Origin of the sequence: Streptomyces eurythermus, from assembly GCF_014649115.1 — a bacterium.
GTDB classification, from domain to species: Bacteria; Actinomycetota; Actinomycetes; order Streptomycetales; family Streptomycetaceae; genus Streptomyces; species Streptomyces eurythermus.
On sequence record NZ_BMSK01000010.1, the window covers coordinates 137,314 to 162,778 of the forward strand.

The 25,465-nt window shown below is 71.0% G+C and carries 25 protein-coding genes; 15 read left to right on the forward strand and 10 right to left on the reverse strand.

Annotation, left to right across the window (positions count from 1 at the left end; all coding sequences use genetic code 11):
• The first annotated feature begins 134 nt into the window (after window positions 1-134).
• Both IE251_RS20405 and IE251_RS20410 read left to right on the forward strand, forming a co-directional pair.
• Window positions 135-2,648 carry a DEAD/DEAH box helicase gene (locus tag IE251_RS20405; protein WP_189754430.1) on the forward strand — a complete coding sequence of 838 codons (2,514 nt, stop codon included), beginning with the start codon at window positions 135-137 and terminating at the stop codon, window positions 2,646-2,648.
• A 40-nt stretch (window positions 2,649-2,688) separates the two neighbouring features.
• Window positions 2,689-3,555, forward strand: a complete 867-nt coding sequence (locus IE251_RS20410) for an acyl-CoA thioesterase (protein ID WP_189754431.1) — start codon at window positions 2,689-2,691, stop codon at window positions 3,553-3,555.
• A 31-nt stretch (window positions 3,556-3,586) separates the two neighbouring features.
• Here IE251_RS20410 and IE251_RS42135 read toward each other — a convergent pair whose 3' ends face one another.
• Together IE251_RS42135 and IE251_RS20420 are read right to left on the reverse strand one after the other, a co-directional pair.
• Window positions 3,587-4,777 (reverse strand): DUF6397 family protein, encoded by a 1,191-nt coding sequence (locus tag IE251_RS42135; RefSeq protein ID WP_373302033.1) that lies wholly within the window; start codon window positions 4,775-4,777, stop codon window positions 3,587-3,589.
• Window positions 4,778-4,903: 126 nt separating this feature from the next.
• Window positions 4,904-5,317, reverse strand: coding sequence for a roadblock/LC7 domain-containing protein (locus tag IE251_RS20420; protein WP_030775293.1), 414 nt, complete (start codon window positions 5,315-5,317; stop codon window positions 4,904-4,906).
• A gap of 91 nt (window positions 5,318-5,408) precedes the next feature.
• Between IE251_RS20420 and IE251_RS20425 the strand changes: the two genes are divergently transcribed.
• Together IE251_RS20425 and IE251_RS20430 are read left to right on the forward strand one after the other, a co-directional pair.
• Window positions 5,409-5,837, forward strand: coding sequence for a PPOX class F420-dependent oxidoreductase (locus tag IE251_RS20425; protein ID WP_189754432.1), 429 nt, complete (start codon window positions 5,409-5,411; stop codon window positions 5,835-5,837).
• Window positions 5,838-5,919: 82 nt separating this feature from the next.
• Window positions 5,920-6,519, forward strand: a complete 600-nt coding sequence (locus IE251_RS20430) for a class I SAM-dependent methyltransferase (RefSeq protein WP_189754433.1) — start codon at window positions 5,920-5,922, stop codon at window positions 6,517-6,519.
• Between the two features lie 13 nt (window positions 6,520-6,532).
• Here the strand turns inward: IE251_RS20430 and IE251_RS20435 are convergent, their stop codons facing one another.
• Entirely contained in the window at window positions 6,533-7,288 is a 756-nt protein-coding gene (locus tag IE251_RS20435) for an alpha/beta fold hydrolase (RefSeq protein WP_189754434.1), read from the reverse strand.
• 106 nt (window positions 7,289-7,394) lie between these two features.
• Here IE251_RS20435 and IE251_RS20440 point away from each other — a divergent pair, with 106 nt between their 5' ends.
• A complete protein-coding gene (locus IE251_RS20440; protein WP_030775286.1) occupies window positions 7,395-7,928 on the forward strand; it encodes a PadR family transcriptional regulator in 534 nt (177 codons plus the stop codon).
• On the opposite strand, the gene IE251_RS20445 is transcribed toward IE251_RS20440, so the two are convergent.
• A complete protein-coding gene (locus IE251_RS20445) occupies window positions 7,905-8,810 on the reverse strand; it encodes an oxygenase MpaB family protein (protein WP_189754435.1) in 906 nt (301 codons plus the stop codon). The genes IE251_RS20440 and IE251_RS20445 overlap by 24 nt on opposite strands.
• Before the next feature lie 95 nt (window positions 8,811-8,905).
• Between IE251_RS20445 and IE251_RS20450 the strand changes: the two genes are divergently transcribed.
• Both IE251_RS20450 and IE251_RS20455 read left to right on the forward strand, forming a co-directional pair.
• Window positions 8,906-9,202, forward strand: a complete 297-nt coding sequence (locus tag IE251_RS20450; RefSeq protein WP_189754436.1) for a hypothetical protein — start codon at window positions 8,906-8,908, stop codon at window positions 9,200-9,202.
• Window positions 9,203-9,344: 142 nt separating this feature from the next.
• Window positions 9,345-10,187 (forward strand): hypothetical protein, encoded by an 843-nt coding sequence (locus tag IE251_RS20455; RefSeq protein WP_189754437.1) that lies wholly within the window; start codon window positions 9,345-9,347, stop codon window positions 10,185-10,187.
• A gap of 129 nt (window positions 10,188-10,316) precedes the next feature.
• Here the strand turns inward: IE251_RS20455 and IE251_RS20460 are convergent, their stop codons facing one another.
• A complete protein-coding gene (locus IE251_RS20460) occupies window positions 10,317-10,499 on the reverse strand; it encodes a tail-anchor membrane protein (RefSeq protein WP_030775282.1) in 183 nt (60 codons plus the stop codon).
• A 309-nt stretch (window positions 10,500-10,808) separates the two neighbouring features.
• Here IE251_RS20460 and IE251_RS20465 point away from each other — a divergent pair, with 309 nt between their 5' ends.
• Window positions 10,809-12,146, forward strand: a complete 1,338-nt coding sequence (locus IE251_RS20465; RefSeq protein WP_189754438.1) for an esterase-like activity of phytase family protein — start codon at window positions 10,809-10,811, stop codon at window positions 12,144-12,146.
• Between the two features lie 91 nt (window positions 12,147-12,237).
• Here IE251_RS20465 and xylA read toward each other — a convergent pair whose 3' ends face one another.
• Entirely contained in the window at window positions 12,238-13,404 is a 1,167-nt protein-coding gene (xylA, locus tag IE251_RS20470) for a xylose isomerase (protein WP_189754439.1), read from the reverse strand.
• A 155-nt stretch (window positions 13,405-13,559) separates the two neighbouring features.
• Here xylA and xylB point away from each other — a divergent pair, with 155 nt between their 5' ends.
• From xylB to IE251_RS20495, 5 genes are all read left to right on the forward strand, one after another.
• Complete coding sequence (gene xylB, locus IE251_RS20475; protein WP_189754440.1) at window positions 13,560-15,005, forward strand: xylulokinase; 1,446 nt, start codon at window positions 13,560-13,562, stop codon at window positions 15,003-15,005.
• Between the two features lie 51 nt (window positions 15,006-15,056).
• Window positions 15,057-16,265, forward strand: a complete 1,209-nt coding sequence (locus IE251_RS20480; protein ID WP_189754441.1) for an ROK family transcriptional regulator — start codon at window positions 15,057-15,059, stop codon at window positions 16,263-16,265.
• A 618-nt stretch (window positions 16,266-16,883) separates the two neighbouring features.
• Window positions 16,884-18,386, forward strand: coding sequence for an APC family permease (locus IE251_RS20485; RefSeq protein ID WP_189754442.1), 1,503 nt, complete (start codon window positions 16,884-16,886; stop codon window positions 18,384-18,386).
• 73 nt (window positions 18,387-18,459) lie between these two features.
• Window positions 18,460-19,473, forward strand: a complete 1,014-nt coding sequence (locus IE251_RS20490; protein WP_189754443.1) for an acetamidase/formamidase family protein — start codon at window positions 18,460-18,462, stop codon at window positions 19,471-19,473.
• Between the two features lie 126 nt (window positions 19,474-19,599).
• Entirely contained in the window at window positions 19,600-20,199 is a 600-nt protein-coding gene (locus tag IE251_RS20495; protein ID WP_189754444.1) for an N-acetylmuramoyl-L-alanine amidase, read from the forward strand.
• 403 nt (window positions 20,200-20,602) lie between these two features.
• On the opposite strand, the gene IE251_RS20500 is transcribed toward IE251_RS20495, so the two are convergent.
• Window positions 20,603-21,187, reverse strand: coding sequence for an isochorismatase family protein (locus tag IE251_RS20500; RefSeq protein WP_189754445.1), 585 nt, complete (start codon window positions 21,185-21,187; stop codon window positions 20,603-20,605).
• Between the two features lie 356 nt (window positions 21,188-21,543).
• Between IE251_RS20500 and IE251_RS20505 the strand changes: the two genes are divergently transcribed.
• A complete protein-coding gene (locus IE251_RS20505) occupies window positions 21,544-22,233 on the forward strand; it encodes a TetR/AcrR family transcriptional regulator (protein WP_189754446.1) in 690 nt (229 codons plus the stop codon).
• 330 nt (window positions 22,234-22,563) lie between these two features.
• Here the strand turns inward: IE251_RS20505 and IE251_RS20510 are convergent, their stop codons facing one another.
• Entirely contained in the window at window positions 22,564-23,478 is a 915-nt protein-coding gene (locus IE251_RS20510) for an MBL fold metallo-hydrolase (RefSeq protein ID WP_189754447.1), read from the reverse strand.
• A gap of 194 nt (window positions 23,479-23,672) precedes the next feature.
• Window positions 23,673-24,239, reverse strand: a complete 567-nt coding sequence (locus IE251_RS20515; protein ID WP_189754448.1) for a GNAT family N-acetyltransferase — start codon at window positions 24,237-24,239, stop codon at window positions 23,673-23,675.
• A 116-nt stretch (window positions 24,240-24,355) separates the two neighbouring features.
• Here IE251_RS20515 and IE251_RS20520 point away from each other — a divergent pair, with 116 nt between their 5' ends.
• The gene (locus tag IE251_RS20520; protein WP_189754449.1) at window positions 24,356-24,817 is read left to right on the forward strand and encodes a hypothetical protein; all 462 of its coding nucleotides are present in this window, start codon (window positions 24,356-24,358) and stop codon (window positions 24,815-24,817) included.
• Between the two features lie 85 nt (window positions 24,818-24,902).
• Here the strand turns inward: IE251_RS20520 and IE251_RS20525 are convergent, their stop codons facing one another.
• Window positions 24,903-25,298, reverse strand: coding sequence for a DUF2267 domain-containing protein (locus tag IE251_RS20525; RefSeq protein WP_229896862.1), 396 nt, complete (start codon window positions 25,296-25,298; stop codon window positions 24,903-24,905).
• Between the last annotated feature and the right edge of the window lie 167 nt (window positions 25,299-25,465).

Here is a 25,465-nt window from a genome sequence, read left to right on the forward strand (position 1 = left end):
GCCCCATTCCTCGTGTCGCGCTGCCCAGTTGACCTGGTGCGCTGACGCCTCGCCGGCCACACAGCGTAGCTTCCATGATCTTCGTAGCCGCAGCCGATTCCCCGCTCGGGCGGTGGGCCAGGCAAGATGGGGGCGTGACCCTCATCGATCAGCTGCCGCCGACCGCCGACCCCGACGCCCTGTACGAGGCTTTCGAGTCCTGGGCCCAGGAGCGCGGCCTCACCCTCTATCCCCACCAGGAGGAGGCGCTGATCGAGGTGGTCTCCGGGGCGAACGTGATCGTGTCGACGCCCACCGGATCCGGCAAGAGCATGATCGCCGCGGGCGCGCACTTCGCCGCGCTGGCCCGGGACGAGGTCACCTTCTACACGGCACCGATCAAGGCCCTGGTGTCGGAGAAGTTCTTCGAGCTGTGCAAGCTCTTCGGCACCGAGAACGTCGGCATGCTCACCGGCGACGCCTCCGTGAACGCCGACGCGCCCGTCATCTGCTGCACCGCCGAGGTGCTGGCGTCGATCGCGCTGCGGGACGGCAAGCACGCGGACGTCGGCCAGGTCGTCATGGACGAGTTCCACTTCTACGCCGAGGGGGACCGCGGCTGGGCCTGGCAGATCCCGCTGCTGGAACTCCCCCAGGCTCAGTTCATCCTGATGTCGGCCACTTTGGGCGATGTGTCCTTCTTCGAGAAGGATCTCACCCGCCGTACCGGCCGCCCCACCTCGGTGGTCCGCTCCGCGACCCGCCCGGTGCCCCTGTCCTACGAGTACAAGCTGACCCCGCTCACCGAGACGCTCACCGACCTGCTGGAGAGCAAGCAGGCCCCGGTGTACATCGTGCACTTCACGCAGGCGCAGGCTGTGGAGCGGGCGCAGGCGCTGATGAGCATCAACATGTGCTCGCGCGAGGAGAAGGACCAGATCGCCGAGCTGATCGGCAACTTCCGCTTCACCACCAAGTTCGGCCGCAACCTCTCCCGCTACGTACGGCACGGCATCGGTGTGCACCACGCCGGCATGCTGCCCAAGTACCGGCGTCTGGTGGAGAAGCTCGCCCAGGCCGGACTGCTGAAGGTCATCTGCGGCACGGACACGCTCGGCGTGGGCGTCAACGTACCCATCCGCACGGTGCTGTTCACGGCGCTGACCAAGTACGACGGCAGCCGGGTGCGCACCCTGCGGGCCCGTGAGTTCCACCAGATCGCGGGCCGGGCCGGCCGGGCCGGTTTCGACACCGCGGGGCTGGTGGTCGCGCAGGCGCCGGAGCACGTCATCGAGAACGAGAAGGCGCTGGCGAAGGCGGGCGACGACCCGAAGAAGCGGCGCAAGGTGGTGCGCAAGAAGGCGCCGGAGGGCTTTGTCGGCTGGACCGAGAACACCTTCCAGAAGCTGATCGAGTCGGAACCGGAGCCGCTGACCTCGCGTTTCCGGGTGACGCACACGATGCTGCTGTCGGTGATCGCCCGTCCGGGCAACGCGTTCGAGGCGATGCGCCACCTCCTGGAGGACAACCACGAGCCGCGCAAGCAGCAGCTGCGGCACATCCGCCGGGCCATCGCGATCTACCGCTCGCTGCTCGACGGCGGGATCGTCGAGAAGCTCGACAAGCCCGATGCCGAGGGCCGTATCGTCCGGCTCACGGTCGATCTCCAGCAGGACTTCGCGCTGAACCAGCCGCTGTCCACGTTCGCGCTGGCGGCGTTCGAACTCCTCGACCCCGAGTCGCCGTCCTACGCCCTCGACATGGTCTCCGTGGTCGAGTCCACCCTGGACGACCCGCGGCAGATCCTCGTCGCCCAGCAGAACAAGGCGCGCGGCGAGGCCGTGGCCGCGATGAAGGCGGACGGGGTCGACTACGAGGAGCGCATGGAGCGCCTTCAGGACATCACGTACCCGAAGCCGCTGGAAGAACTGCTCTTCCACGCCTACAACACCTACCGCAAGAGCCACCCGTGGGTCGGCGACCACCCGCTGTCGCCGAAGTCGGTCGTCCGGGACATGTACGAGCGGGCGATGTCCTTCACGGAGCTGGTGTCCTTCTACGAGCTGGCCCGCACCGAGGGCATCGTGCTGCGTTACCTCGCCAGCGCCTACAAGACCCTGGACCACACCATCCCGGACGACCTGAAGTCCGAGGACCTGCAGGACCTGATCGAGTGGCTGGGCGAGATGGTGCGCCAGGTGGACTCCAGCCTGCTGGACGAGTGGGAGCAGCTCGCCAACCCGGAGGAGATGACCGCCGAGGAGGCCCAGGAGAAGGCCGACGAGGTCAAGCCGGTCACGACCAACGCCCGCGCCTTCCGGGTCCTCGTCCGCAACGCCATGTTCCGCCGCGTGGAGCTGGCCGCCCTGGACCAGGTCGAGGAACTGGGCGAGCTGGACGCCGAGTCCGGCTGGGACGCCGACGCCTGGGGCGAGGCGATGGACAAGTACTGGGACGAGTACGACGATCTCGGCACCGGTCCCGACGCCCGTGGTCCCAAGCTCCTTGTCATCAAGGAGGAGCCGGAGAACGGCCTCTGGCGCGTCCGTCAGATCTTCGACGACCCGAACGGTGACCACGACTGGGGCATCAGCGCGGAGATCGACCTCGTGGCCTCCGACGCCGAGGGCCGTGCGGTCGTCCGTGTCACCGACGTCGGCCAGCTGTGAGCCTTTCACGGCCAGTGGCAAGCCAAGGAGAAACCCATCGATGACGAATCCGGCCGAGAGACTGGTCGACCTGCTCGACCTGGAGCAGATAGAGGTCAACATCTTCCGTGGCCGCAGCCCGCAGGAGTCCCTCCAGCGGGTCTTCGGCGGCCAGGTGGCCGGCCAGGCGCTGGTCGCCGCCGGCCGCACCACGGACGGCGATCGCCCGGTGCACTCACTGCACGCGTACTTCCTGCGCCCCGGCCGGCCGGGCGTGCCGATCGTGTACCAGGTGGAACGGGTCCGCGACGGGCGTTCCTTCACGACACGCCGGGTCACGGCCGTGCAGCAGGGCCGCACGATCTTCAATCTGACCGCCTCCTTTCACAAGCCTGAGGAAGGACCTTTCGAGCACCAGCTGCCGCCGGCCCGTGAGGTGCCGCACCCGGAGTCGCTGCCGACGGTCTCGGAGGAGATCCGCAAGCATCTGGGCACGCTGCCGGAGCAGTTGGAACGGATGGCGCGCCGCCAGCCCTTCGACATCCGCTACGTCGACCGGCTGCGCTGGAACGCCGAGGAGATCGAGGGGGCCGAGCCGCGCAGCGCCGTGTGGATGCGCGCGGTGGGACCGCTGGGCGACGATCCCCTGGTGCACACCTGCGCGCTGACCTATGCCAGCGACATGACCCTCCTGGACGCGGTCCGCATCCCGGTGGAGCCGCTGTGGGGTCCGCGCAACTTCGACCTGGCCTCGCTGGACCACGCCATGTGGTTCCACCGGCCCTTCCGCGCGGACGAGTGGTTCCTCTACGACCAGGAGTCCCCGATCGCCGTCGGCGGGCGTGGGCTGGCCCGCGGGCGCATCTACGACCTGGAGGGACGACTGCTCGTATCGGTCGTCCAGGAAGGTCTGTTCCGGGCGCTGTAGCCCCCGCGGCCAGGGCTCCGCGGCGAGGCCTTCAGACCCGTGCGGACCCTGTGCGCCGTGGGCTTCTCCGCCGGAGCCAGGCCCGCAGACCGCGGGCCGGCCGCTGCGGACCGGGCTGTGCCCGCCCGTGACCCCGGGGCGCGGTCGGCGCCGCCGGCCGCACCGCCGGCCTGGTGGCCGACATCGGCTCGGGGGGCCTTACCACCGGCGCGCAAGACCGTGCCGTCGGCCACGTGGGCCGTGCCGACGGCTCCTCGGTCCGCGCGGCCGGCTCCGTGAGGCGTCGCGTCAACTCCGAGGAGGAGCTGTCCGGTCCCGGGGACGATGCCGTGGGCTTCGGGAACCTCGTCGTCTCCTCCGCGGGTCCCGTCACCGTGCGGGCCATCGGCGGGATGGGCCGTGGAGCCGTGCGGATCACCGGCGGGATGGCACGGGCGGCCGGGCGCGCGACGGGTGAGACGCTGCGGGCCTCCGCGACCAGGCGCGCCAGCTCGCTGCGCAGCCAGCCGATCTCGTCCGCGTCCTGCGCCGTCGTGATCCGCTCGGCTGCGTGCGTGGCCGGCGATCCGGGAACGCCGTACCCGGGTGGCATGGGCCGGAACCGGTTCAGCTGCGCCCGTTCGTACGGATCCTTGACGATGTCCGCGACGTCGACGGGCGTGAGGAAGGCGGCCACGGCCCCGGCACGGGCCCAGGGGCCCTCGGCCCGCCGGAGCAGGAGTCCCAGATGGCGTCCGCGCCAGTTGCGTGCCCGCAGGTCCACTCCCGCCGCCAGCTGGCCGCGCAGCGTCTCCGGCGTACGCCCCTTGAGCAGGTGCGCGTTCTCCGCTCCGGTCGCGAACTGGCGTAGTTCTTCCGCCAGGTAGAGCCAGACCACGGCTCGGTAGCGGTTGAGGTAGAACGTGGCGGGCACGAGCAGGCCCAGGCGGGCGAGCCGACTGAACCTGCCGGCCGGGATCTCCATGAGGGCGGCCCCCTCGGCCGTCCCCACGACCCGCACCCGGTCAAGGAGGGAGTCGGGGAAACCGTCCTGGGCGCGGACACGCTCGATCTCCGCGCGTTCCACGCGACGGCCCCCTCCCCCGCCCTCGTCGGGCACGGTGCGGATGCAGCCGAGCTGCACGGCGCGGTCGAAATCGCCACGCCCGAGCCCCAGTTCGCGGGCGGCTTGGCTCGGCTTGCAGGTGTTGGAGCGGGTGGGATCGAAAAGGTCGGCCGACATGGTCGTACTCCCCCGTGGAGTCCTTGGCTCACGCCCTGTGCGTTCGCCGTGCACCCACCGTAGCCGGTTCTGCGCCAGCTCGTTCCGGGCCTGTGGATAACTCCACGGGGGCAGAAAAACCGCAGGTCAGGCGTCCGCTTTGCGTGTTCGCTCGGGTTGCCTGGCATCGATGCCCAGGTGTTCGCCGACCCGGTTGACGAGCAGGGTCATCTCGTAGGCGATCTGACCGATGTCGGCCTCCGCCCCGGTGAGCACGCACAGACAGCTGCCGGTGCCGGCCGCGGTCACGAACAGCACGGCATCGTCGTACTCGATCATCGTCTGGCGCACCCTGCCCGCGCCGAAGTGTCGTCCCGAGCCCTTGGCCAGGCTGTGCAATCCGGACGCCACGGCGGCCAGATGCTCGGCGTCCTCACGGCGTAGGCCCGTGCTCGCCGCGGTGACCAGCCCGTCGTTCGACAGGACCAGCGAGTGGCGGACGTGGTCCACCCGCTCGGTCAGATCGTCCAGGAGCCAGCCGAGGCCCTGGTTCTGCGCCATGTCCCTCTCCCCGTGTGATGTCTCCCCCTGGCTGGAGGAACTCTCCGCCAGCCTTCCCCACGACCGGCGTGCGGGCAAGCAGGATGGGCGCATGGCAGAGAAGATGACCGATGAGGAATGGCGGGCGTTCGTCTCGGACGGCACCCGCACCGGCAAACTGTCCACCGTTCGCGCCGACGGGAGCCCGCATGTGGCCCCGGTCTGGTTTCTCCTCGATGGAGACGCCCTGGTGCTCACCACCGGCAAGGACACCGTGAAAGGGCGCAATCTGACCCGTGACGGCCGGGTCGCCCTGTGCGTGGACGACGACCGTCCGCCGTTCCACTTCGTGGTGCTGAACGGCGAGGCCGAGGTGTCGGAGGATCTGGCCGAACTCCGTCAGTGGGCCACCCGGATCGCGGCCCGCTACGTGGGCGAGGACGACGCCGAGGAGTACGGCGCCCGCAATGGCGTACCGGGCGAACTCCTCGTGCGGGTCAGCATCGACAATGTGGTGGCGGTACGGGATCTCGCGGCCTGAGCCGCGGGAGCGCGCGTTGCGGTCACGGCGGTGACCGACGGCGCCGGCGAAGGCCGGACGGCGGTGCGGAATCATGCGGAGCATGAGCGACGACCACACACATGTCCAGGAATTCTTCACCGTCCGGGCCGCCGACTGGGACAGCCGGTTCCCGGATGACGGCCCTGCCTACGCGGCAGCCGTCGCCGACCTCGGATTGCGCGAGGGGGACCGCGTCCTGGACGCGGGCTGCGGCACGGGGCGGGCCCTGCCGCCCCTGCGGGCCGCCGTCGGCCCCTCCGGCGTGGTGCTGGGGGCCGATCTGACCCCGGCGATGCTCCAGGCCGCCACACGGGCCGGCCGGCACCGCTCGGGTCGGCTGCTGCTCGCGGACGTCGCCGCGTTGCCGCTGCGTTCGGGCTGTCTGGACGCCGTGTTCGCGGCCGGTCTGATCGCCCATCTGCCGCATCCGGTGGAGAACCTGCGGGAACTGGCCCGCGCCGTGCGGCGGGGAGGCCTGCTCGGGCTCTTCCATCCGATCGGCCGTGCCGCCCTGGCCGCACGCCAAGGCCGCCGTATCACGCCCGACGACCTGCGGGCCGAGGCCAATCTCCGGCCGCTGCTGGCGCGTTCGGGCTGGCGCATGACGTCGTACGTGGACGAGGACGCCCGTTTCCTCGCGCTCGCGGTGCGCGAGGACTGACCGCCCCGACGGATCAGGCCGTGCCGGCGACTGCTGCCGCGAAGGCGCCGGGGTTGTCGAACATGACGTTGTGCCCGGCGCCGGACACCGTCACCACGCGTACTCCGGCGGCTTCCAGGCTCTCGCGGCCCGCGAGTTCGCCGCTGGCCTCGCCCTGGAGGAAGATCCGGTCGACGGGCAGCCCCTCCAGGAGCGTACGCATCACGGGGCTGGAGCCCCGGCACAGACCGACGGCGCTGCGGTGCAGGGCGCGCGGATCGGCCAGCCGCATGGTGGCCGCCCACAGCGGGCCCACCGCGCCCAGCACGCGCGCGTACCCCTCCTCGACGAACTCCTCCTCTTCGTAGGCGGCGATGCCGCTGCTGGCGGCGGTCGACGGTGGAAAGGCGTCCAGGTTGGCCTCTGTCAGCACCAGCCGCGAGACGAGGTCGGGCCGCCGGTGGGCGAGGACGATGGCCACGGCACCGCCCATGCTGTGCGCGACCAGTTCGGCGCCCGTGACTCCGGCCGCATCCAGTGCGGCCGCGACGGCGTGGGCGTGGTCGTCCAGGGTGTAGCCGAAGTCCTGGGGGCGGTCGCTCGTGCCGTGCCCGGGCAGGTCGACGAACAGGCCGCGTCTGCCGGCCAGTTCGGGCCGGGCGGCGATGTGGGCGTGGTAGACGGCGGACTTGGATCCCAGTCCGTGCAGATATACCCGGGCGGGCTCCGCCCCGGGCACCTCCGTCCACCGGATGTGGCTCCCCCTGCTGTCGAACGCGGCCTGCCGCATGTGCCCCTCCTTGTGCCTGCAACGACGCCGCACGATACCTCGTAAGCGAGGTATAGCGTCAAGGCGATACTGGAATAGCGATGTATCCCTGCGGCAGAATGCGGGCATGCTCGAGCTCGCCATCCTGGGATTCCTGTACGACGCGCCGCTGCACGGATATGTCCTGCGCCGCCATATCGCCGCGCTCACCGGACATGTGCGCCCGGTCGCGGAGAGCACGTTGTACCCGGCGATCAAACGGCTGGAGAAGGCGGGCCTGCTGGTACGGGCCACCGAGCCCGGTGCCGTCGCCGCGCCGCGCCATGTACTGACGCTGACCGAGGAGGGCGGACGCGAGCTGATGCGCCGGCTCGCCGAGCCCGCCCAGCGGGAGATCACCGACGAGAACCACTGGTTCACGCTGCTGGCGTTCCTGCGGCACTTGGCCGATCCCGCCGCGCAGGCGGCCGTGCTGCGACGCCGGCTGGCCTTCCTGGAGGAGCCGGCGAGCTTTTTCTACGACGGCGACCGGCCGCTGAGCGCCGAGGAGCTGGACGACCCCTTCCGGCGGGGCGTCCTCACCATCGCGCGTGCCACGAGCCGGGCCGAACTGGCCTGGCTGCGGGACACCCTCGCGTCACTCGACGGGGTCGGGCGCTGACGTGCCCCGGTGCCGCACCGGGCAGCCGCGCAGCCCGGGAACCGGGCGGGTTCCCAGGTCGGCCACGCGGTAGCCGTCCGGGTAGCCCTTGATCTCCCAATTCTGACGCGCGAAGTGCGGGTTGCGGCGCGGCGGCATGAGCCGGACCAGGCGGCCGCGCGTCCATACGGCCCGGCGCACCAGCGCGGTGGCCGCCGCGCCGGGTTTCGGGTAGTGGAAGGCGCGCAGGAGCGGCTCGTCGAGCAGGGCGAGTGTCACCGTGCGCAGCAGCGGGGCCAGGGGACGCGGGTACCAGGAGGCCATCAGGGCGAGCGTGGCGTCGGAGACCCGCCGGGCCTCCTCGTCCCAGCCGAAGTGGGCCTCTTCGTAGGAGTCGAGAAGGGCTTCGAACTCCTCGTAGGTCCGGGGGATGTCCGGGATACCCATGTGCCGGCCGAGAGTGCGGTAGTACTCGGTGGTGGCGACGATCTCGTGCCGGGACAGCCGTCGCCAGCCGTAGGTGTCGATCCAGCGCCTGGGCACCACCACGAAGGTGCTCAGCACATACCGCATGTCGTCGTCGCCGATGTCGTAACTGCGGTGCATCTGGTTGATGCGGCGGATCGCCGTGCGCCCCTGCTCCGCGGCGAAGCCGTGTTCCAGGACGGTGTCGAGGAGGAGCGAGGTGTCGTCGTACCGCTTCTGCGTGCGCTCGGTCAGTTCCGCCGTCCGCGCGAGCAGCCGGCCGATGCTCGGTACCGCGTAGGTGCGGTACAGGGCCAGTTCCAGGGCGCGCGTGTAGTCCCAGGGGAACTCCAAGGACACGCTGATCCGGTAGATCTCCAGTGCGTCCGCCACCGGGTCCAGCCGACGGATCCGCTCCAGACGTTCGAACCGCTTCACCGCGTCGCCCCTTCTGCCGTCGAAACTCCAACTCTACGTTGTGGGACAGCAGATGGGCGATCGGCACTGATCGGTTCGGGGAGAGGGTGGTCCAGGTGTTCGACGCGATCCGCAGGTACGTCGGCGGGTTCCGCGCCCCCACGCAGGCGCGGCCGGCCGGCGCCCGGGAGAAGGGCGCGCACAACTTGTTCGAGGCGGCGGCCGTCCATGTGGCCGCGCGGGCGGAGGGCGACGAGGAACGGCTCGAGGAGGCGGCGGCGTGGGTGTCGCCGGAGGCGTTGTCCTTCGGAGTGAGCGAGCTGGCCTGCCGGGCGGTCGTGGCGCTGGCCAGGGAGCGCGGCGAGTCGCCTGGCGCGGTGGCTCGCGACCTCCTCGGTCTGCCCGCCGACTAAGCGGAAGTCCCGACTCCCGGTGCGGTCGTTTCGCCCCTTTCCAGGGGGAAACCTGCAGCTCCGCGTGGCCCCGAAGCCGTGACAACCGGCTTGCGCTCGCACTAGGGTGCGCGCCGACGGACCAACCACTGGGGAGGCAGAGATGGCCGGAACGGATGATGTGGCCGTCGCCGCCGCGGACGATGCGCTGTATGTGCTGACGGCGGTACTGCTGACGCCGGCACAGTTCCCGAGCGTGCTGGGCGACGACTACCCGGCGGCGTGCGCGGTGCTGGGTCTGCCGCCGCTCGCCGACGGGTACGGCCTGGTGCTGGGCCAGGACGGGGACGGCGCTCGCTGGACGGTCGTCATAGACGACGTCGCGCTGGTCGCCGTGGCGATCGCGTCCTGGGACTGCGGCATGGAATACGAGCTGTCGCCGGACGAAAGCGCGGTGGTGACCGCCCTGCCGGGGTGGCCCCTGGCCGTCGCCGTCGCCGCGCCCGGGGTCCCCGCGCCGCACGATCCCCCCGCCGAGTCGGCGGGCCGGCCGGCGCTGAGCCCACCGGACACCAGTTCCTGGGGACCGGCCCAGCGCCGTCTGGGCGCCGACGAGATCGCGCTGCGATGGGCCGCGTGGCGGGAGCAGATCGACGACGCCGACTTCCGCGCGCCCGACGGGCCGGCGAAGGACGCGCCGTCCGCCCAGGGCGGCGAGGAGGGCCCCGCGCGCGGCGGCCACGCGGGTGTCCGCCGGGTGCTCGCGGAGGCGCGCGCCTACGTCGGCTCCCCGCCGCCGCTCGGCCGGGTGCGCTCGTCGTTCGCCCCGGGCGACGCCCGTACGTTGCGTGCCGACGGCCCCGGCTGGTCGCTCGTGGCCCGCACCGACGACATCGCGTTCGTCCTCCTCGACGACGAGCCCGGCGAGGTCCATCCGGTGGGCCGGGGTCCCGAACTGCCGGGCTTGCTGGAAGCTCTCGACAAGATGGCCGTACGTCCGCTGTGAGGCTCGGCAGCCGTACGACACCTGCGGGTCCCAGGAGTACCCGTCCCCGCCCGATGACGCTGCCCCTTGTGGGCCCAGTCGGCCGCTACGGTCGCCCCGCTCGCCGACCGCCTGTCGCGCGCCGGTGCCTCAGCGGCCGAGTTCCTTGCGGGCGACCCGGCGGACCCTGCGCCGCTGCGAGGGGTCCAGGGCGAGATACGCCACGACCGGCACTCCGACGACGATCAGGAACGCCACCCACCAGGGCAGCCATATCAGCAGGATCAGCCCGACCGCCACGCCCCCTACGGCGATCTTCGCGTTCTTGGACATGAGCGTCGCCTCCTTCGCGGCCGCTGCCGCACTCTGCTCTGGAGAACGACCTCCCGCTCCCGGCGGTTCCGCCCCCGGACCCTGACTCATCCCTGAGGTACGCCCCTAGTGGCTCGCCAAGGGCTCCGGCCGCAGGTCCTTCGAACAGATGGTTCAGCTGCTGGGCACATCGCGAGACGGCGGGTCACCGGGTGCCGGCGCGTGCGTCCGATGAGTGGCGGACGCCGGTCGTTCACCCGTCCGTCGTGCGGTGTTCCTCCGGGAGCCCAATCGTGGCCGCTGTCAACGACCTTGTTCCCAGGAGGCCCGATGTCCCCGACTGCCGCACGACGCCGCGTCCACCGTTCCGTCACCACGGGCCTGCCCTTGGCCCTGGCCGCCGCCCTCGTGGTCGCGGGAACGGCCGCGGCGGCGCCGTCCAAGGAGGCCCGCGTCGTGCGCACGGCCACACTCGGTGAGATCCCGCTCGGCGCGTTCAGCAACGCGCTGCTGCCGGGAAGCGTGGCCGACGACCACGGCGTGCGGCTCGGCGGCATCGGCAGCGACATCTACCCGGCGGGCCGCAAGGGCGAGTACTGGACGGTGACCGACCGCGGGCCCAACGGCCAGATCAAGGTGGACGGCAAGAAGCGCCGTACCTTCCCGGTGCCGGGCTTCGACCCCGCGATCGTGAGAATCCGGGTCTCCGGGAACACCGTCGAGGTCATCGACGCGATACCGCTCACCACTTCCTCGGGGAAGGCCGTCACCGGGCTGCCCGACCAGCGGGGCCGGGACGAGGCGCCGTACACCTACGACGCGAGGACGCCGCTTTCCCACAACCCGAACGGCCTGGACACCGAGGGCATCGTACGGGCCGGGGACGGCAGCTTCTGGCTCGTGGACGAGTACGGGCCGTCCCTGGTGCACGTCTCCGCGCGCGGCAGGGTGCTCGCCCGCTATGTGCCCGAGGGGCTGGCCCTGACCGGTACGGACTACCCGGTGGTGGAGGCGCTGCCGTCGGTTCTGCTGCACCGCAAGACCAACCGGGGGTTCGAGGGGCTGGCCCAGCTGCCCGGCGGTGACCTCGTGATGGCCCTGCAGAGCCCGCTCTCCCTGCCGGACGCGGATGCCGGCGACGCTTCGCGCACCACCCGCCTGCTGCGTTTCTCGCCGCGTGAGAAGGCCGTCACGGCCGAGTACGCCTACCGTTTCGACCCGGTCGGTGTGGTCGACCCGGGCGAGGACGACACCTCGGAGCTGAAGATCTCGTCGGTGGTGGCGGTCGGCCGCGACCGGCTGCTCGTCGAGGAACGCACGGACAGGTCGGCGCGACTGCAGTTGGTCAGGCTGGGACGCGGGGCGAACATCCTGGGCGGCCCGTGGGACGACGACGCCACGTCCCCCTCGCTGGAGGAGCTGGACGATCCGGCGTCCGCGGGTGTGCCGGTGCTGTCCAAGCGGCTCGTGGTGGACCTGGGCACGCTCGCCGGGGTGCCCGGGAAAATCGAGGGCATCGCGCGCGTGGATGACGACACGCTCGCGCTCGTCAATGACAACGACTTCGGGATGACCGACGGGGAGGGCGCGTTCGACGCCCGGGGCCGTCTGGTCGGCAGCGGTGTGAAGACGACGGTGGTGTACGTCCGTCTGCCCGAGAAGCTGTGACGGGCGCGGGCCGTCCGCGGTCTGGCGGACGGCCCGCGCCCTGGGCGATCGCCCCTGTGGCCGGGCGATCGCCGGTACGCGCGCGTGGGCGTCAGCCCCGCGCCCCCAGCAGGTGGTCCATCGCCAGCTGGTCGAGCCGTTCGAAGGCCATGCCGCGCGCGGCGGCCGCGTCCACGTCGAAGTCCTCGAAGGCCGTGCGGTCGGCCAGCAGCTCCTGGACACCGCCGGCGGCGGTCGGCTGGGCCAGCTCGTCCAGCCGCGACGCGCGCAGCGCCTCCTGCACCTCCGGGTCGGCGCGGAAGGCGGCCGCGCGCTCCTTCAGGATGAGGTAGTTGCGCATGCAGCCCGCGGCCGATGCCCACACGCCGTCGATGTCCTCGGTCCGCGGCGGCTTGAAGTCGAAGTGGCGCGGTCCTTCGTAACCGGCGCTCTCCAGGAGGTCGACCAGCCAGAAGGCGGCCCGCAGGTCCCCGGCGCCGAACCGCAGGTCCTGGTCGTACTTGATACCGGACTGGCCGTTGAGGTCGATGTGGAAGAGCTTGCCCGCCCACAGGGCCTGCGCGATGCCGTGCGGGAAGTTCAGGCCGGCCATCTGCTCGTGACCGACCTCCGGGTTGACGCCGTACAGCTCGGGCCGCTCCAGGCGCTCGATGAAGGCCAGCGCGTGGCCGACGGTGGGCAGCAGGATGTCGCCCCGGGGCTCGTTCGGCTTGGGCTCGATCGCGAAGCGGATGTCGTAGCCCTGCGAGGTGACGTACTCGCCGAGCAGGTCGAAGGCCTCCTTCATGCGGTCCAGGGCGGCGCGCACGTCCTTGGCGGCCCCCGACTCGGCACCCTCGCGACCGCCCCAGGCGACGTACGTCTTCGCGCCCAGCTCGACCGCCAGGTCGATGTTGCGGATTGTCTTGCGGAGGGCGTAACGGCGCACGTCACGGTCGTTGGCGGTGAACGCGCCGTCCTTGAAGACGGGGTGCGTGAAGAGGTTCGTGGTGGCCATCGGGACGGTCATGCCGGTGGCGTCCAGGGCCTGCCGGAACCGCTTGATGTGCGACTCCCGCTCGGTGTCCGAAGAACCGAAGGGGATCAGGTCGTCGTCGTGGAAGGTCACACCGTGGGCGCCGAGTTCCGCCAGGCGCTGCACCGTCTCGACCGGGTCGAGGGCGGGCCGGGTGGCGTCACCGAACGGGTCCCTTCCCTGCCAGCCGACGGTCCACAGGCCGAAGGTGAACCTGTCATCGGGGGTGGGCTGGTAGCTCATGGCGCGGCTCCTTGCTGCGTACGAGTATTTCGTCATGGCCGTTTACAAATTAGTATGCGCACACACCGCTGGGAAGAGACAACATGTCTTTCACCCACCAGATGTCTTCGTCACACAGCGCAGATGCCGCGGAGCCGCGGAAGAGGGAGAGTCCGATGTCAGCAGCCGAGGGTCCGCTCGTCGTCGGAGTGGACACGTCCACCCAGTCCACGAAGGCGCTGGTCGTCGACGTGGCGACCGGGCGGATCGTGGCCAGTGGCCAGGCGCCGCACACCGTGACCAACGGGGCGGGCCGGGAGAGCGACCCGCGCCAGTGGTGGGACGCGCTGTGCACGGCGCTGCGCCAGTGCGGTGAGGCGGCGCACGAGGCGGCGGCGGTGTCGATCGGCGGCCAGCAGCACGGCCTGGTCACCCTGGACGAACACGGCGAGCCGGTGCGCCCGGCGCTGCTGTGGAACGACGTCCGCTCCGCTCCGCAGGCCCGCCGTCTCGTCGAGGAGCTGGGCGGTCCGAAGGCATGGGCGGAGCGCACCGGCAGCGTGCCCGGCGCGTCCTTCACGGCCACCAAGTGGGCCTGGCTCGCCGAACACGAGCCGGAGGCGGTCCGCGCGACGAAGGCGGTACGGCTCCCCCACGACTACCTCACCGAGCGCCTGACCGGCCAGGGCACGACCGACCGGGGCGACGCCTCCGGCACCGGCTGGTGGGCGTCCGGCACCGAGGCGTACGACGAGGAGACTCTGGCGCACATCGGCCTGGACCCGGCACTGCTGCCCCGGGTGGCACGGCCGGGTGAGGTCGTCGGCACGGTGCGCGACAGCCACGACCTGCCCTTCTCCAAGGGCACGCTGGTGGCCCCGGGCACCGGCGACAACGCCGCGGCGGCCCTGGGTCTCGGCCTGCGGCCCGGCACGCCGGTGCTGAGCCTCGGCACCTCCGGCACGGTCTACACCGTGTCCGAGCGCCGCCCCACCGACCCGACCGGCACGGTGGCGGGTTTCGCCGACGCGCGCGGGGACTGGCTGCCCCTTGCCTGCACGCTGAACTGCACCCTGGCGGTGGACCGGGTCGCGGCCCTGCTGGGCCGGGACCGCGAGGCGGTCGAACCCGGCGGCTCGGTGACCCTGCTGCCGTACCTGGACGGCGAGCGCACCCCCAATCTGCCGCACGCCTCCGGACTGCTGCACGGGCTGCGCCACGACACCACCGCGGGCCAACTGCTGCAGGCCGCCTATGACGGCGCGGTGCACGCGCTGCTGGGAGCCCTCGATCTGGTCCTGGACGCGGACGCCGACCGGGACACCCCGCTGCTCCTGATCGGCGGCGGGGCCCGGGGTACGGCCTGGCAGCAGACCGTGCGCCGGCTCTCCGGGCGGCCCGTCCAGGTCCCGCAGGCCAGGGAACTGGTCGCACTGGGCGCGGCGGCGCAGGCGGCCGGACTGCTGACCGGCGAGGATCCCGCCGCCGTGGCCCGCCGCTGGAACACGGCCGCGGGACCGGTGCTGGAGGCCGTGGAACGGGACCGGTCGACGCTGGAGAGGATCACCGGGGTACTCTCCGACGCGGCCCCGCTGCTGGAGCGACGGCCCGAAACCGACTGACCAGGCCGCCCGCCCCCAGCCGGGCGGCAGACACCGAGGATTGACGCAGGCATGACCGCACCGCTGCACGAGGCGCGCCCGCCGGGCACCGGGCGCGCTCTGCCGGACACCCAGCAGGGCATGCGCCGGCGCAATCTCGCCCGGGTGATGCACGCCGTCAGCGCGGAAGGGTCGCTGTCACGGGCGGCGGTCGCCTCGCGGATCGGTCTGACGCGGGCGGCGGTGTCGACGCTGGTGGACGAGCTGATCCGGTGGGGACTGCTGGAGGAACTGGGTCCCGAGCGCCCCGGCCGGGTGGGCCGGCCCGGGTCGGCGCTCGCGGTGAGCGGCCGGGGGCCGGCCGGGATCGGGGCCGAGATCGGCGTCGACCACCTCGCGGTGTGCGCGGTCGACCTGCGCGGTGAGGTGCGGGCACGGGCGGTCCGGCGCGGCGGCAACCGGGGCCGGGCGCCCGAGCCGGTGATCGAGGAGCTGACGGCGCTGATCCACCGGGTGGTCGCGGAAGCCGAGCAGGCGGAACTGTGGCCGGCCGGGCTCGCGGTCGCGGTGCCCGGACTGGTGGCCAGGGACGGACGGACGGTCGTACGGGCCCCGAACCTCGACTGGCACGACACCGACCTCGGCGCCCTGCTGCCCGGCGGCTGGCCGGTGTCCGTCGACAACGAGGCCAACTTCGGCGCGCTGGCCGAGCTGTGGCTCGGTGCCGGTACGCCCGGTGACTTCCTGCACGTGTCGGCCGAGATCGGTATCGGTGCCGCGGTCGTCGTGGACGGACGGCTGCTGCGCGGCAAGCGGGGATTCGCGGGCGAGCTGGGCCATGTGCCGGTACGGCCCGACGGTCCTCCCTGCCCGTGCGGCGGCCGGGGGTGCCTGGAGCAGTACGCGGGTGAGGAGGCGGTGCGGCGCGCGGCCGGGCTGGAGCCCCGGGAGGATCTGGTGGGTCTGCTCGCGGAGCGCGCCGGGGCGGGTGACGAGGGCGTGCGGGCCGCTCTGCGGGACGCCGGTACGGCCCTCGGCATCGCCCTGACCGGGGCGGTGAACCTGCTCGATCCCGAGACGGTGGTCCTGGGCGGAGCTCTCGCGGGCCTCTCGCCCTGGCTGCTGCCGGCGCTGGAAACGGAGCTGACGGGCCGTACGGCGGGCCCGGCTTGTCCGGTGACGGTGTCCCCGCTCGGTCCGCAGGGCCCGCTGCTGGGCGCCGCGCACTCGGTCGTCCGTGCGGTGCTGGACGACCCGGCGGTGGTGGCGGAACGATCCTGACGCCGCTCGCGGACCGGCACCGAGCACGCTCCCCGAGTGGCGGACCGGGTGACGTGTGCGGCGGAGGGCGTGGCGGCCAGGGGTGCCGCTCCCCTCGTGCGCGCTGACACGTTTGTCCTGCGGGTGCCGCGGATCCTGCCACTGCTCGGGCTGCTGCCCGAAGTCTCCGCGGGGAGGCGCGGTCTGTTCCGCGGAGATTCGCAGGATGCGCGGCCAGCTCCGCAGTATCTCGCAGGAGGAGCGATCGGCTGCTCGGCGATTCCACGGGAAGGGACGGCCTGCTCCTCATCCGCTCCGCGGGCGGGAGGGCCTTGCTCCTCGGCGGTTCCACGGGCAGGCGTTGGCCTGCTCCTCAGCGGATCCGCGGAAGGCGCGCGGCTGGGACGAGCCAGGAGCTCGGCCTCTTGAACGCTGCGGCCTCACCCGATCGAGTGGCCGAGTTATCCACAGGTGGCGGGTTGTCCACGGAACGGCCGCGCACCCTTCTGCGCAACCACCCCGCGCCGTACCGTGATTTCACGCGAGGCCGGCCGACGGTTCGTCATATCCGTGCGGTGGCCGCCGAGCGGAGACATGCTCGGGCGACGAATGGCAGCCGGGACACGGATCGGGGGACGCATGCACGCGGAGACGGCTGGAGCGCTGCGGCGTGACGCCATCGGATTGCGCGACGTCCTGTTCCAGAGCGTGACGGCGATGGCGCCCGCCGCCGCGGTGGCCGCGTCGATCCCCTCCGGCGCCGCCTTCGCGGGCGGCAGCCTGCCTCTGTCGGTGCTGATCGCCCTCGTGGCCTGCCTGTTCACCGCCTCGTGTGTGGCCGAGCTGGCCCGGGAACTGCCCGCGGCGGGCTCGGTGGCGACCTACGCGGCGCGAGGGCTGCACCCGGCCGTCGGTTTCCTCGTCGGCTGGGCGTACGTCTTCGTGGAGATGCTGGTGCCACCGCTGCTGCTGTTGCAACTGGGCTTCACGGTGGCGGGCACGCTGCACGCGGAGTGGTCCGCGTACCCGTCGGACCTGTGGTGGCCGTGGGCGCTGGCCGGAGCCGTCGTGATCGCCTGCGCCGGTTATCTCGGCGTCCGCGCCTCCGCCCGCTTCGGCACCGTCCTCGGTGTCTTCGAGGTCCTCGTCCTCCTGGTGTTCGCCGTCCTGCTCATCGGCGGGGCCGGCAGCGCCAATACCCTGTCGGTGTTCGGCACTTCCCACACCCCCGACGGCTACGCGGGGGTCTCCGGGGTGTTCGCCGGGTCCGTGTACACGGTGCTGGCGTTCGCCGGCTTCGAAGCTGCCGCGCCGCTCGCCGAGGAGACCCGCGACCCACGGCGCACGATGCACCGCGCGGTCCTCGGAGCGGCCCTGGGCATCGGTCTGTTCTACGTGCTCACGACGTATGCGATGACCGTCTACTTCGGCCCCGACCGCTTCGCGGCGTTCGGCGCGTCAGGCGCGGCGTCCTGGGAGGGCGTCGCCCGGGCCTCGTTCGGTCTCTTCTGGGTGCTGGTGTTCCTCGCGGTGGTCAACTCCACGATCGCGAACGCCAACGCCTGCGCGAACGTCTCCACCCGCACGGCCTTCGCCCTGGCCCGGATCCGGGTCCTGCCCGGCGTACTCGCGACCCTCCACCCCCGGCACCGCTCCCCCGTGGCCGGCATCGCCGTACAGACCGTCGTGGCGGTCGGCGCGGTGCTGGGCCTCGGTCTGGCCTACGACCCGGTGACCGCGTATCTGCTGCTCGCCACGGTGATCGTCACGGTCGTCGTCGGCGTCTACATCATCGTGAACCTCTCCTGTGCCGGCTATTTCCTGCGCTCCGGCCGGGCGTTCCTCAAACCGGTACGGCATCTGCTGCTCCCCGCTTTGGGCAGCGCCGCGTTCATCCCGGCCCTGCTGACGGCCGCCGGTCTGCCGGTGTTCGACTTCGTCACGGAACTGACGGCTCCGGTGTCCTACGCCGGTCCGGTCGTCGGCGCCTGGCTCACCGTGGGTGTGGTGGTGCTGCTCGTGCTGATACGACGGCACCCCGACCGGATAGCCGAGACCGCCCGCGTGCACCTGGACGCCGACGACATGGATGCCGAACGGCAGGGCGGGGCCGGAATCCACCCGCCACCGTCGCAGCGATGAACGGCCCTTCCGGGTCGGCCCGACACGATGATCCCTAGCTCGATCGTCCCCTCTTGGAAGGAGCCATGCCGCGATGACCGACCCCCGGATCCTCACCGTGCGCCCGGAACCGGATCAGTACGCCTGGACCTTCGGCGGGGCGCCGCCCATGGCCCGGATCGCACCCGGCACGGTTCTCGATCTGTATACCGAGGACTGCTTCGCCGGCCGGGTCCGTTCCGAGAAGGATCTCGTGTCCGAGGTGTGCGAGTTCCCCTACCTCAATCCCCAGACCGGTCCCTTCCACATCGAGGGTGCGGAACCCGGCGACACCGTGGCCGTGCACTTCGTCTCGATCGAACCGGCCCGTGACTGGGCGGCGTCCACGACAGTGCCGCTCTTCGGCGCGCTCACCTCCACGCACACCACGGCCACGCTGCAGCCGCCGTTGCCGGAACGGGTGTGGATCTGGCAGTTGGACCGGGCCCGCGGGACAGCCCTGTTCCAGGCGCGGGACAGCGACATCCGGGTGGAGCTGCCCCTGGACCCGATGCACGGCACGGTGGGCGTGGCGCCCGCCAATCTGGAGGTCCGCTCGGCCCTGGTGCCCGACGCGCACGGCGGCAACATGGACACGCCCGAGATGCGGGCCGGCGTCACCTGCTACCTGGGCGTCAATGTCGAGGGCGCCCTGCTCAGCCTGGGCGACGGGCATGCCCGGCAAGGCGAGGGAGAGACCTGCGGGGTGGCCGTCGAGTGCGCGATGAACACGGTGGTGGTCGTGGACCTGCTGAAGGGCGTCACCACACCCTGGCCACGCCTGGAGTCGGACACGCACATCATCTCGACCGGTTCGGCCCGCCCGTTGGAGGACGCGTTCCGGATATCGCAGCTCGATCTGGTGCAGTGGCTGGTGCGTGACTACGGGTTCAGCGAGCTGGACGCGTACCAGTTCGCGACCCAGACGGTCGAATCGCCGCTGGCCAACGTGTGCGACACGAACTACACCTGCGTGGCCAAGCTCCGCAAGGAGTGGCTGCCCGCGCGGGAGACCTACCGCGGCGTGCACGCGCGGCTGCGGGAGACCGCGCGGGCCCTGCGCCGCTGAAGCCTTCCGCGCGGCCCGGCACCCCTGCCACCGCCTCCCGAACAGGCTCTTCCCGAACTGGCTCCTCCGAACTGGCTCCTCCGAAGGCATCCCAAAGGCCTTACCGAAAGGCATACCGCCATGGACATGGACCGAGCCGCACCCCGGCTCAGCCGACGACGGCTGCTGAAAGGCGCGGCACTCGCCGCCGTTCCCTACGCGTTACTGCCCGACCCGCGTGCCGGTGCGCAGCCCCAGTCCGTCGACTACCCGCCCGCCGAGTGGCGACCGGCGAGCACCGCCAACTACACCGTGTCCGACCGCCCCGGCGCCTACGCCATCGACCGCGTGATCATCCATGTCACACAGGAGACGTACAGCGACGCGTTGGCGATCTTCGCCGATCCGCAGAAGAAGGTGTCCGCCCACTATGTGGTCCGCTCGGCGGACGGGCACGTCGCCCAGTGCGTCCGTGAAGCCGACGTCGCGTGGCATGCGGGCAACTGGGGCTACAACACGCGCTCCGTCGGCATCGAGCACGAGGGCTGGGTGGACCGGCCCGAGTACTTCACCGACGCCCTCTACCAGCAGTCGGCGAGGCTGACGGCGGCGATCTGCGCCAAGTACGGCATCCCCCGGGACAGGGAGCACATCATCGGCCACTATCAGGTGCCCGGCACCGACCACACCGACCCGGGCCCGGGGTGGGACTGGGTGCGCTACATCAGAATGGTCAACTTCTCCTGACCACACCGCCACGCCATACCACCGGCATCATCACCCCGACCCAGTGACGCACCCGCTCCGCACCGCCTGCGTCACCACCGTTTCACCGCAACCGCATCACCGTCGTATCACCGCCGGGAGTTCCGGGGTTGACCGGTCCGTGGATTGCCCTGGAGCCGACGGCCGACTCCGCCGAGCGCGCCCCGGTGCCCTGGAGCGTCACGAGGGGCCAACGGGCAGGCACTACAAGGGTCCGCTCCCCGGCAACGCGGACACGAACCCGGCCGGGTCCTTCGCCGCACACCCCATCCGCTTCCCGGGGCCGACTCCGCTCTCCGCGGGGCTTCGATGTCGTGCGTCGGGCGGACATGCTGCGGCAGGGCGGGACGAAGTGCCGCCCTGCCGAAGAAGGAAGCGCGGAGAACTACTTCAGCGCAGCGAGCGAGGGGACGACGATGCCGTAGCGGTCGGTGATCGTCGCGAGGGCACCGTCGTGGATCTGCTGGGCGGTCAGCGACGTGCCTCCCTCGTGCATGGTCTGCAGGGAACGGGTCGCGCAGGCGTTGGCGACGACGGTGGGCTGGTTGCCCCGCAGGGACGCGCCCTGCGCCGTGAACAGGACACACATGTTGGTCATGAACCCGGCGATGATGACATCGGAGTTCCCGGCGGCGTCGACGTGCTCGCCCAGGTCCGTGCCGTGGAAGCCGTTCGGGACGCTCTTGACGACGACGGTCTCACCCTCGATGGGCGCGACGCTCTCGTGGATCTGGCCGGCCTCGGACTCCACGTCGTAGCCCGCCTCCTGGACGTGGATGACCTTGGCGCCGGCCTGACGGGCCGCGGCCAGCAGCTCGGCGGCGGCTTCCAGCGCGGGCTTCCAGCCGTCGAGCTCCATCACACCGCCGGTGTAGACGTTCTGGTAGTCGACCATGATGAGGGTCGCGTTGCCGAGCGTCGCGGGCGTCTCGTCGGCGCCGGTGAGGGCTCGCAGAGTCGTCGTAGCCATGAACTAACCACCTAAAGATCGAGAAAGCTTGTGCCGCTCGCAGTTCTGCGGAGGCGTTGGACATGTCGGCAACCACGGGCCGGGCGCACAGGGGGAACCGAACGTGACGGAAGTGACTCCTGAGACGGGTCGGAGCGGTTGCACCCCGAAAGCCCGCGAAGGCGCACCCGGACGGGTACCACCGGCCTCACGGCCTGGAAGCAATCGGGGCCTGAGGGCAGCGACCCTCAGGGCGTGATCAACGCTAACATGATTTGTGAGCACCGTGAAGGGGGACTCGTAGACTCCGCGACCTGAGCCACAAACGGGCAGTTCGAAGGCGTTAGCAACGCTTTCTTAGCTGTTACCATCGAGGCATGTCGACGGCACGAGAGCGCATCCTGGCCGCCACCGAGGAACTGCTCGCGTCAAAGGACGCGCTGGCCATCTCGACCCGGGCCATCTGCGACCGGGCCAAGGTCGGCATGCCCGAGATCTATCGCCAGTTCGGCGATAAGCAAGGGCTGCTCACGGCGGTCGCGTGCATCGGCTTCGAGCGTTTCCTGGCGAACAAGCGCCGTAACCCGATGACCGACGACCCGGTGGCCGACCTGCGCACGGCCTGGGACAGCCATGTCGCGTTCGCCCTGGACAACCCTCACCTGTACCGGTTGATGTTCACGCCGGCCCCGGAGTCCCAACCACGGGCGGTCGGGGAGGCCCGGGCCCTGCTGCTTTCGGCCCTGGAGCGCTGCCGTGCCGCCGGACGACTGCGTACGCCGCTGGAACTGGCGGGTCAGTCGATCCTGACGGCCAACGTCGGCGTGTGCCTGATGGCCCTCTCCTTTCCCGAGCTCTACGGCGCCCCCGAGATCTCCCGTTCCGTACGTGACGCCGTGATCGGAGCTGTCACAGGCGACGAGCGCGAGGACACGAGGATCACCGACGGAATCGTGCTCGCCCAGGCCCTCGTCGGCACCCTCACCGGGACCGCGCCCGCCGGCGGCGACGCCATCGCACGACTGTCCCAGGCGCTTCAAGGATCCGGCCCGCGCGGCGACGAGTGAACATCGCTACGCCCTCGTCGGCCGGGAAGCCGATGACAGCCGCCCCCTGAGCGCCGGAGGCGAGTAACTCCGTTTTCGCCCGGCGGGGATGTCCGATCGATACCCGCGAAAAACGGCAGTGCGGCGCCACCGCGCCGCACTGCCGTCATCGCGCTTCCGAAGCAGCGGCCCAGTCCACCAGATCACGTGCACGCGCTCCCGTCACAGGATCCGCGCGCTCACGCCGGACTGGGCGTAGTCGAGGTTCTCCGCCACAAGCGGGGGGGGACGCCCGGAGCATGCCTGCCGGACCCCTCCTCGCCCCGCCACTTCGAGCCGAACGCCGCCCCTTCAGGACAGGTTCTTCTTCTCCCCCGCCGGCTCCAGGTCGACGAGCTTGTCGTCGACACCCTGTTCCTTGAATGCCTTGACGAGGGACTTGATGTCCTCGGAGTAGATGTCCCAGCTGTCGGTGTGGATCGGAACCACCTTGCGGGGGTTGAGGTCCTTCGCCACCAGGGCGGCGTTCTTCGACGTGAGAGTCAGCGGAGCGTTGTCGAGGATCGCGGGAGTGCGGGCGGCACCGGCGAAGAGGATGGCCGTGTCGATGGCTCCGATGTCCTTCTTGATCCGGTCGCCGACCTGCTTGGCGACCTTGACCGAGGCGTTGTCACCGGAGATGTAGGTGGTGGGGACTCCCTCACCGCTCAGCACGAACCCGGTGACCTCACCATCCGCCCCGCGGTCGACCCCGTCGGGACCGTGCAGGGCGGGTACCGCGGTGACCTTGATCGTGCCGCCGGCGGACTTCAGTTCCCGCTCCTCCCAGCTCTTCATGGGAGTGATGTGATCGCCGAGACGCTTGTGAGCGCCAGGCGTGGAGAACACGACCGGCATGTCCTTCAGCAGCTCGCGGCCCTTGCCGTCGAGGTTGTCGTCGTGCTGGTCATGGGAGAGCAGAACGGCGTCGATCTTGCCGAGCTTCTCAGGGCCGAAGGCGGGGCCCTTGGTCTTGGACATGCCGGACTTGTACTTCTTCGGCGCGTCAAAGGTGGGGTCGATCAGGATGCGCTGACCGGCGATCTCCAGCACGGCCGTGGGTCCGCCCACGTGGGTGACGGTGAACGCGGCGGCACCGGCGGGCGTCGAACCGGCGGATGACGGCTTCTTCTCCTCACCGTCGGCGCTGGCGTTCCCGCCACAGGCGGCGAGGAGCGACACGCCGGCTGCGGCTACGGCGGCACGGAGGAGCGTCGAACGGTTCATCAGGTATGGCCATCTCTCTTGTCTTACGGACAGTCGGGCACCCGACGAGGGCAGGCCCCAGGAGTGTTTTCAACGCTAACACAGTTCGTTAGCGTCGACCACACGCGCCTGCGCGCGAGAGTCATTCGACCCAAATAAGCGCAGGTCACAGCCGTTAGCACCGCTATCCGAAGTCTCGGCGACGGGCCGTCGGCTCATGGGCAGGGCATGCTCATGTAGAGCGCCTGCTCGCCCCGCGAGGGCGTGCCGTCGTAGAGGGTGGTGTCGAGTCCGCAGAACACGAAGCCCATCCGCCGGTACGCGTGGATCGCCGGCGCGTTGATGTTGGTGACCTCCAGCCAGATCCGGCCCGCGCCGCGCTCACGGGCGAACTCCGCCGCGAGCCCCATCAGCGCACGGCCGACCCCCTTGCCCCGATGCTCCGGGGCGACCGCGATGTCCTCGATGGTCAGCCGACGGTTCCAACCGGAGTACGAGACGGCGACGAACCCGGCCAGTTCCCCGGAGACACCCTCGGCGACGAAGGTACGGGAGTTCACGCCACCCTCGCCGCCCGCCTCGTCACCGTCCGACTCGTCCTCAGGAAACACCTTGGTCAGCGGCGGCTCCACCGGCACCTCCCGCAACAAGAACCCCTCCTCCGTCGCCGTCACCTGGAAAACGGTGCCGGTGGTGAAGGAGCCGTCCAGGGCTTCGATGGCCGAGGCGTCCTTGGGAAGGGCAGTGCGGCACCGGTATCCCGTGTCGTCAGCAGTGTTCATGCCCCGACGCTACGACCGCCGGCCGGGGGCAGACCGACCGATCCCGACGGCCGCAGCCGGCCCACTGAGTTATATGGCGTGATTCGCACCAATACGCGGCGGGCACTCGGAGTCGCATGATGCGAAGCATTGTGCGGGGATGTGCCGCCGGTGCGGTCGGGACGACCGTGTTGAATGTGGCGACCTTCGCCGACATGGCGTTGCGGGGCAGGCCCTCCAGTCAGGCTCCCGCGCAGACCGTTGAGAAGATCGCCCAGGGCATGGGGTGTCCGGTCCCGGGGTCGGGGGACGGCAGAGAGAACCGGCTCTCGGGGTTGGGCGGTCTGTCCGGGATCGCCGTCGGGGTCGGGACCGGAGTGGTGGTCTCCCTGGCACGGCATGCGGGGCTGCGGCTGCCTTGGTGGCTGGGCGGCGTTGCCACCGGCGCCCTGGCCATGGCCGCCACCGACCTGCCGATGGCACGACTGGGCGTGAGCGATCCGGCGGGCTGGTCGGCGACGGACTGGGTGTCGGACGCCGTACCGCATCTGATGTATGGGCTCGCGACGTACGGCACCCTGGTCGAACACGGTCAGTGAACCGGCGGTCGTTTGTCGTCACCGGCTCGCCGGGGCGCCTCAAGGGTTCCTCGATGATCCGTCCCACCGGGCGCGGCCGGGCCGCTCAGAGGCCCCGCTTCGGTTCCTCGAACAGCGTGCCGAACTCGTCCGGCAGGGCGCGCAGCAGGTCCTCCGCCAGGTCCGTGTCCTCGGCCGTGATCCGGCAGACCACCGTCTGCGCCAGCAGGAGCGCCTGCTCAGGGGTGGCGCCCGCGGGCCGGGCGACGTCCGCCAGCAGATCGTCGAGCGACATCGCGGAGTCGTCCGCCGCGTCGGCCCCGTAACGCAGCGCGGGGCGCTCGTGGGCCGGTACGGCCTTGCGCAGGTGCTCCCGGCGCGGCGGATCGAGGCGGCTGCTCAGCGCGGCGAGTACGAGGTGTACGGCGGCGTCGGCGGCCTCCGTGTCGTCGAGATGGGTCCGCGACGCCACCTCTTCCACCAGATGCTGATGGCTGATCATGCTGCCTCCCACCGATGAGTGCTGTGGTTGAGGGCGGTGCGGTCTGACGGGTGCCCGTGCGGCCGTCATCTACGCGCACATCCGGACGAAGTGGACGGGGATCCATGAGGGAGGCACGGCTCGTCGGGGAGGTCCGGCACGAAGAGTTTTCGGGGGCGGGAATGAAA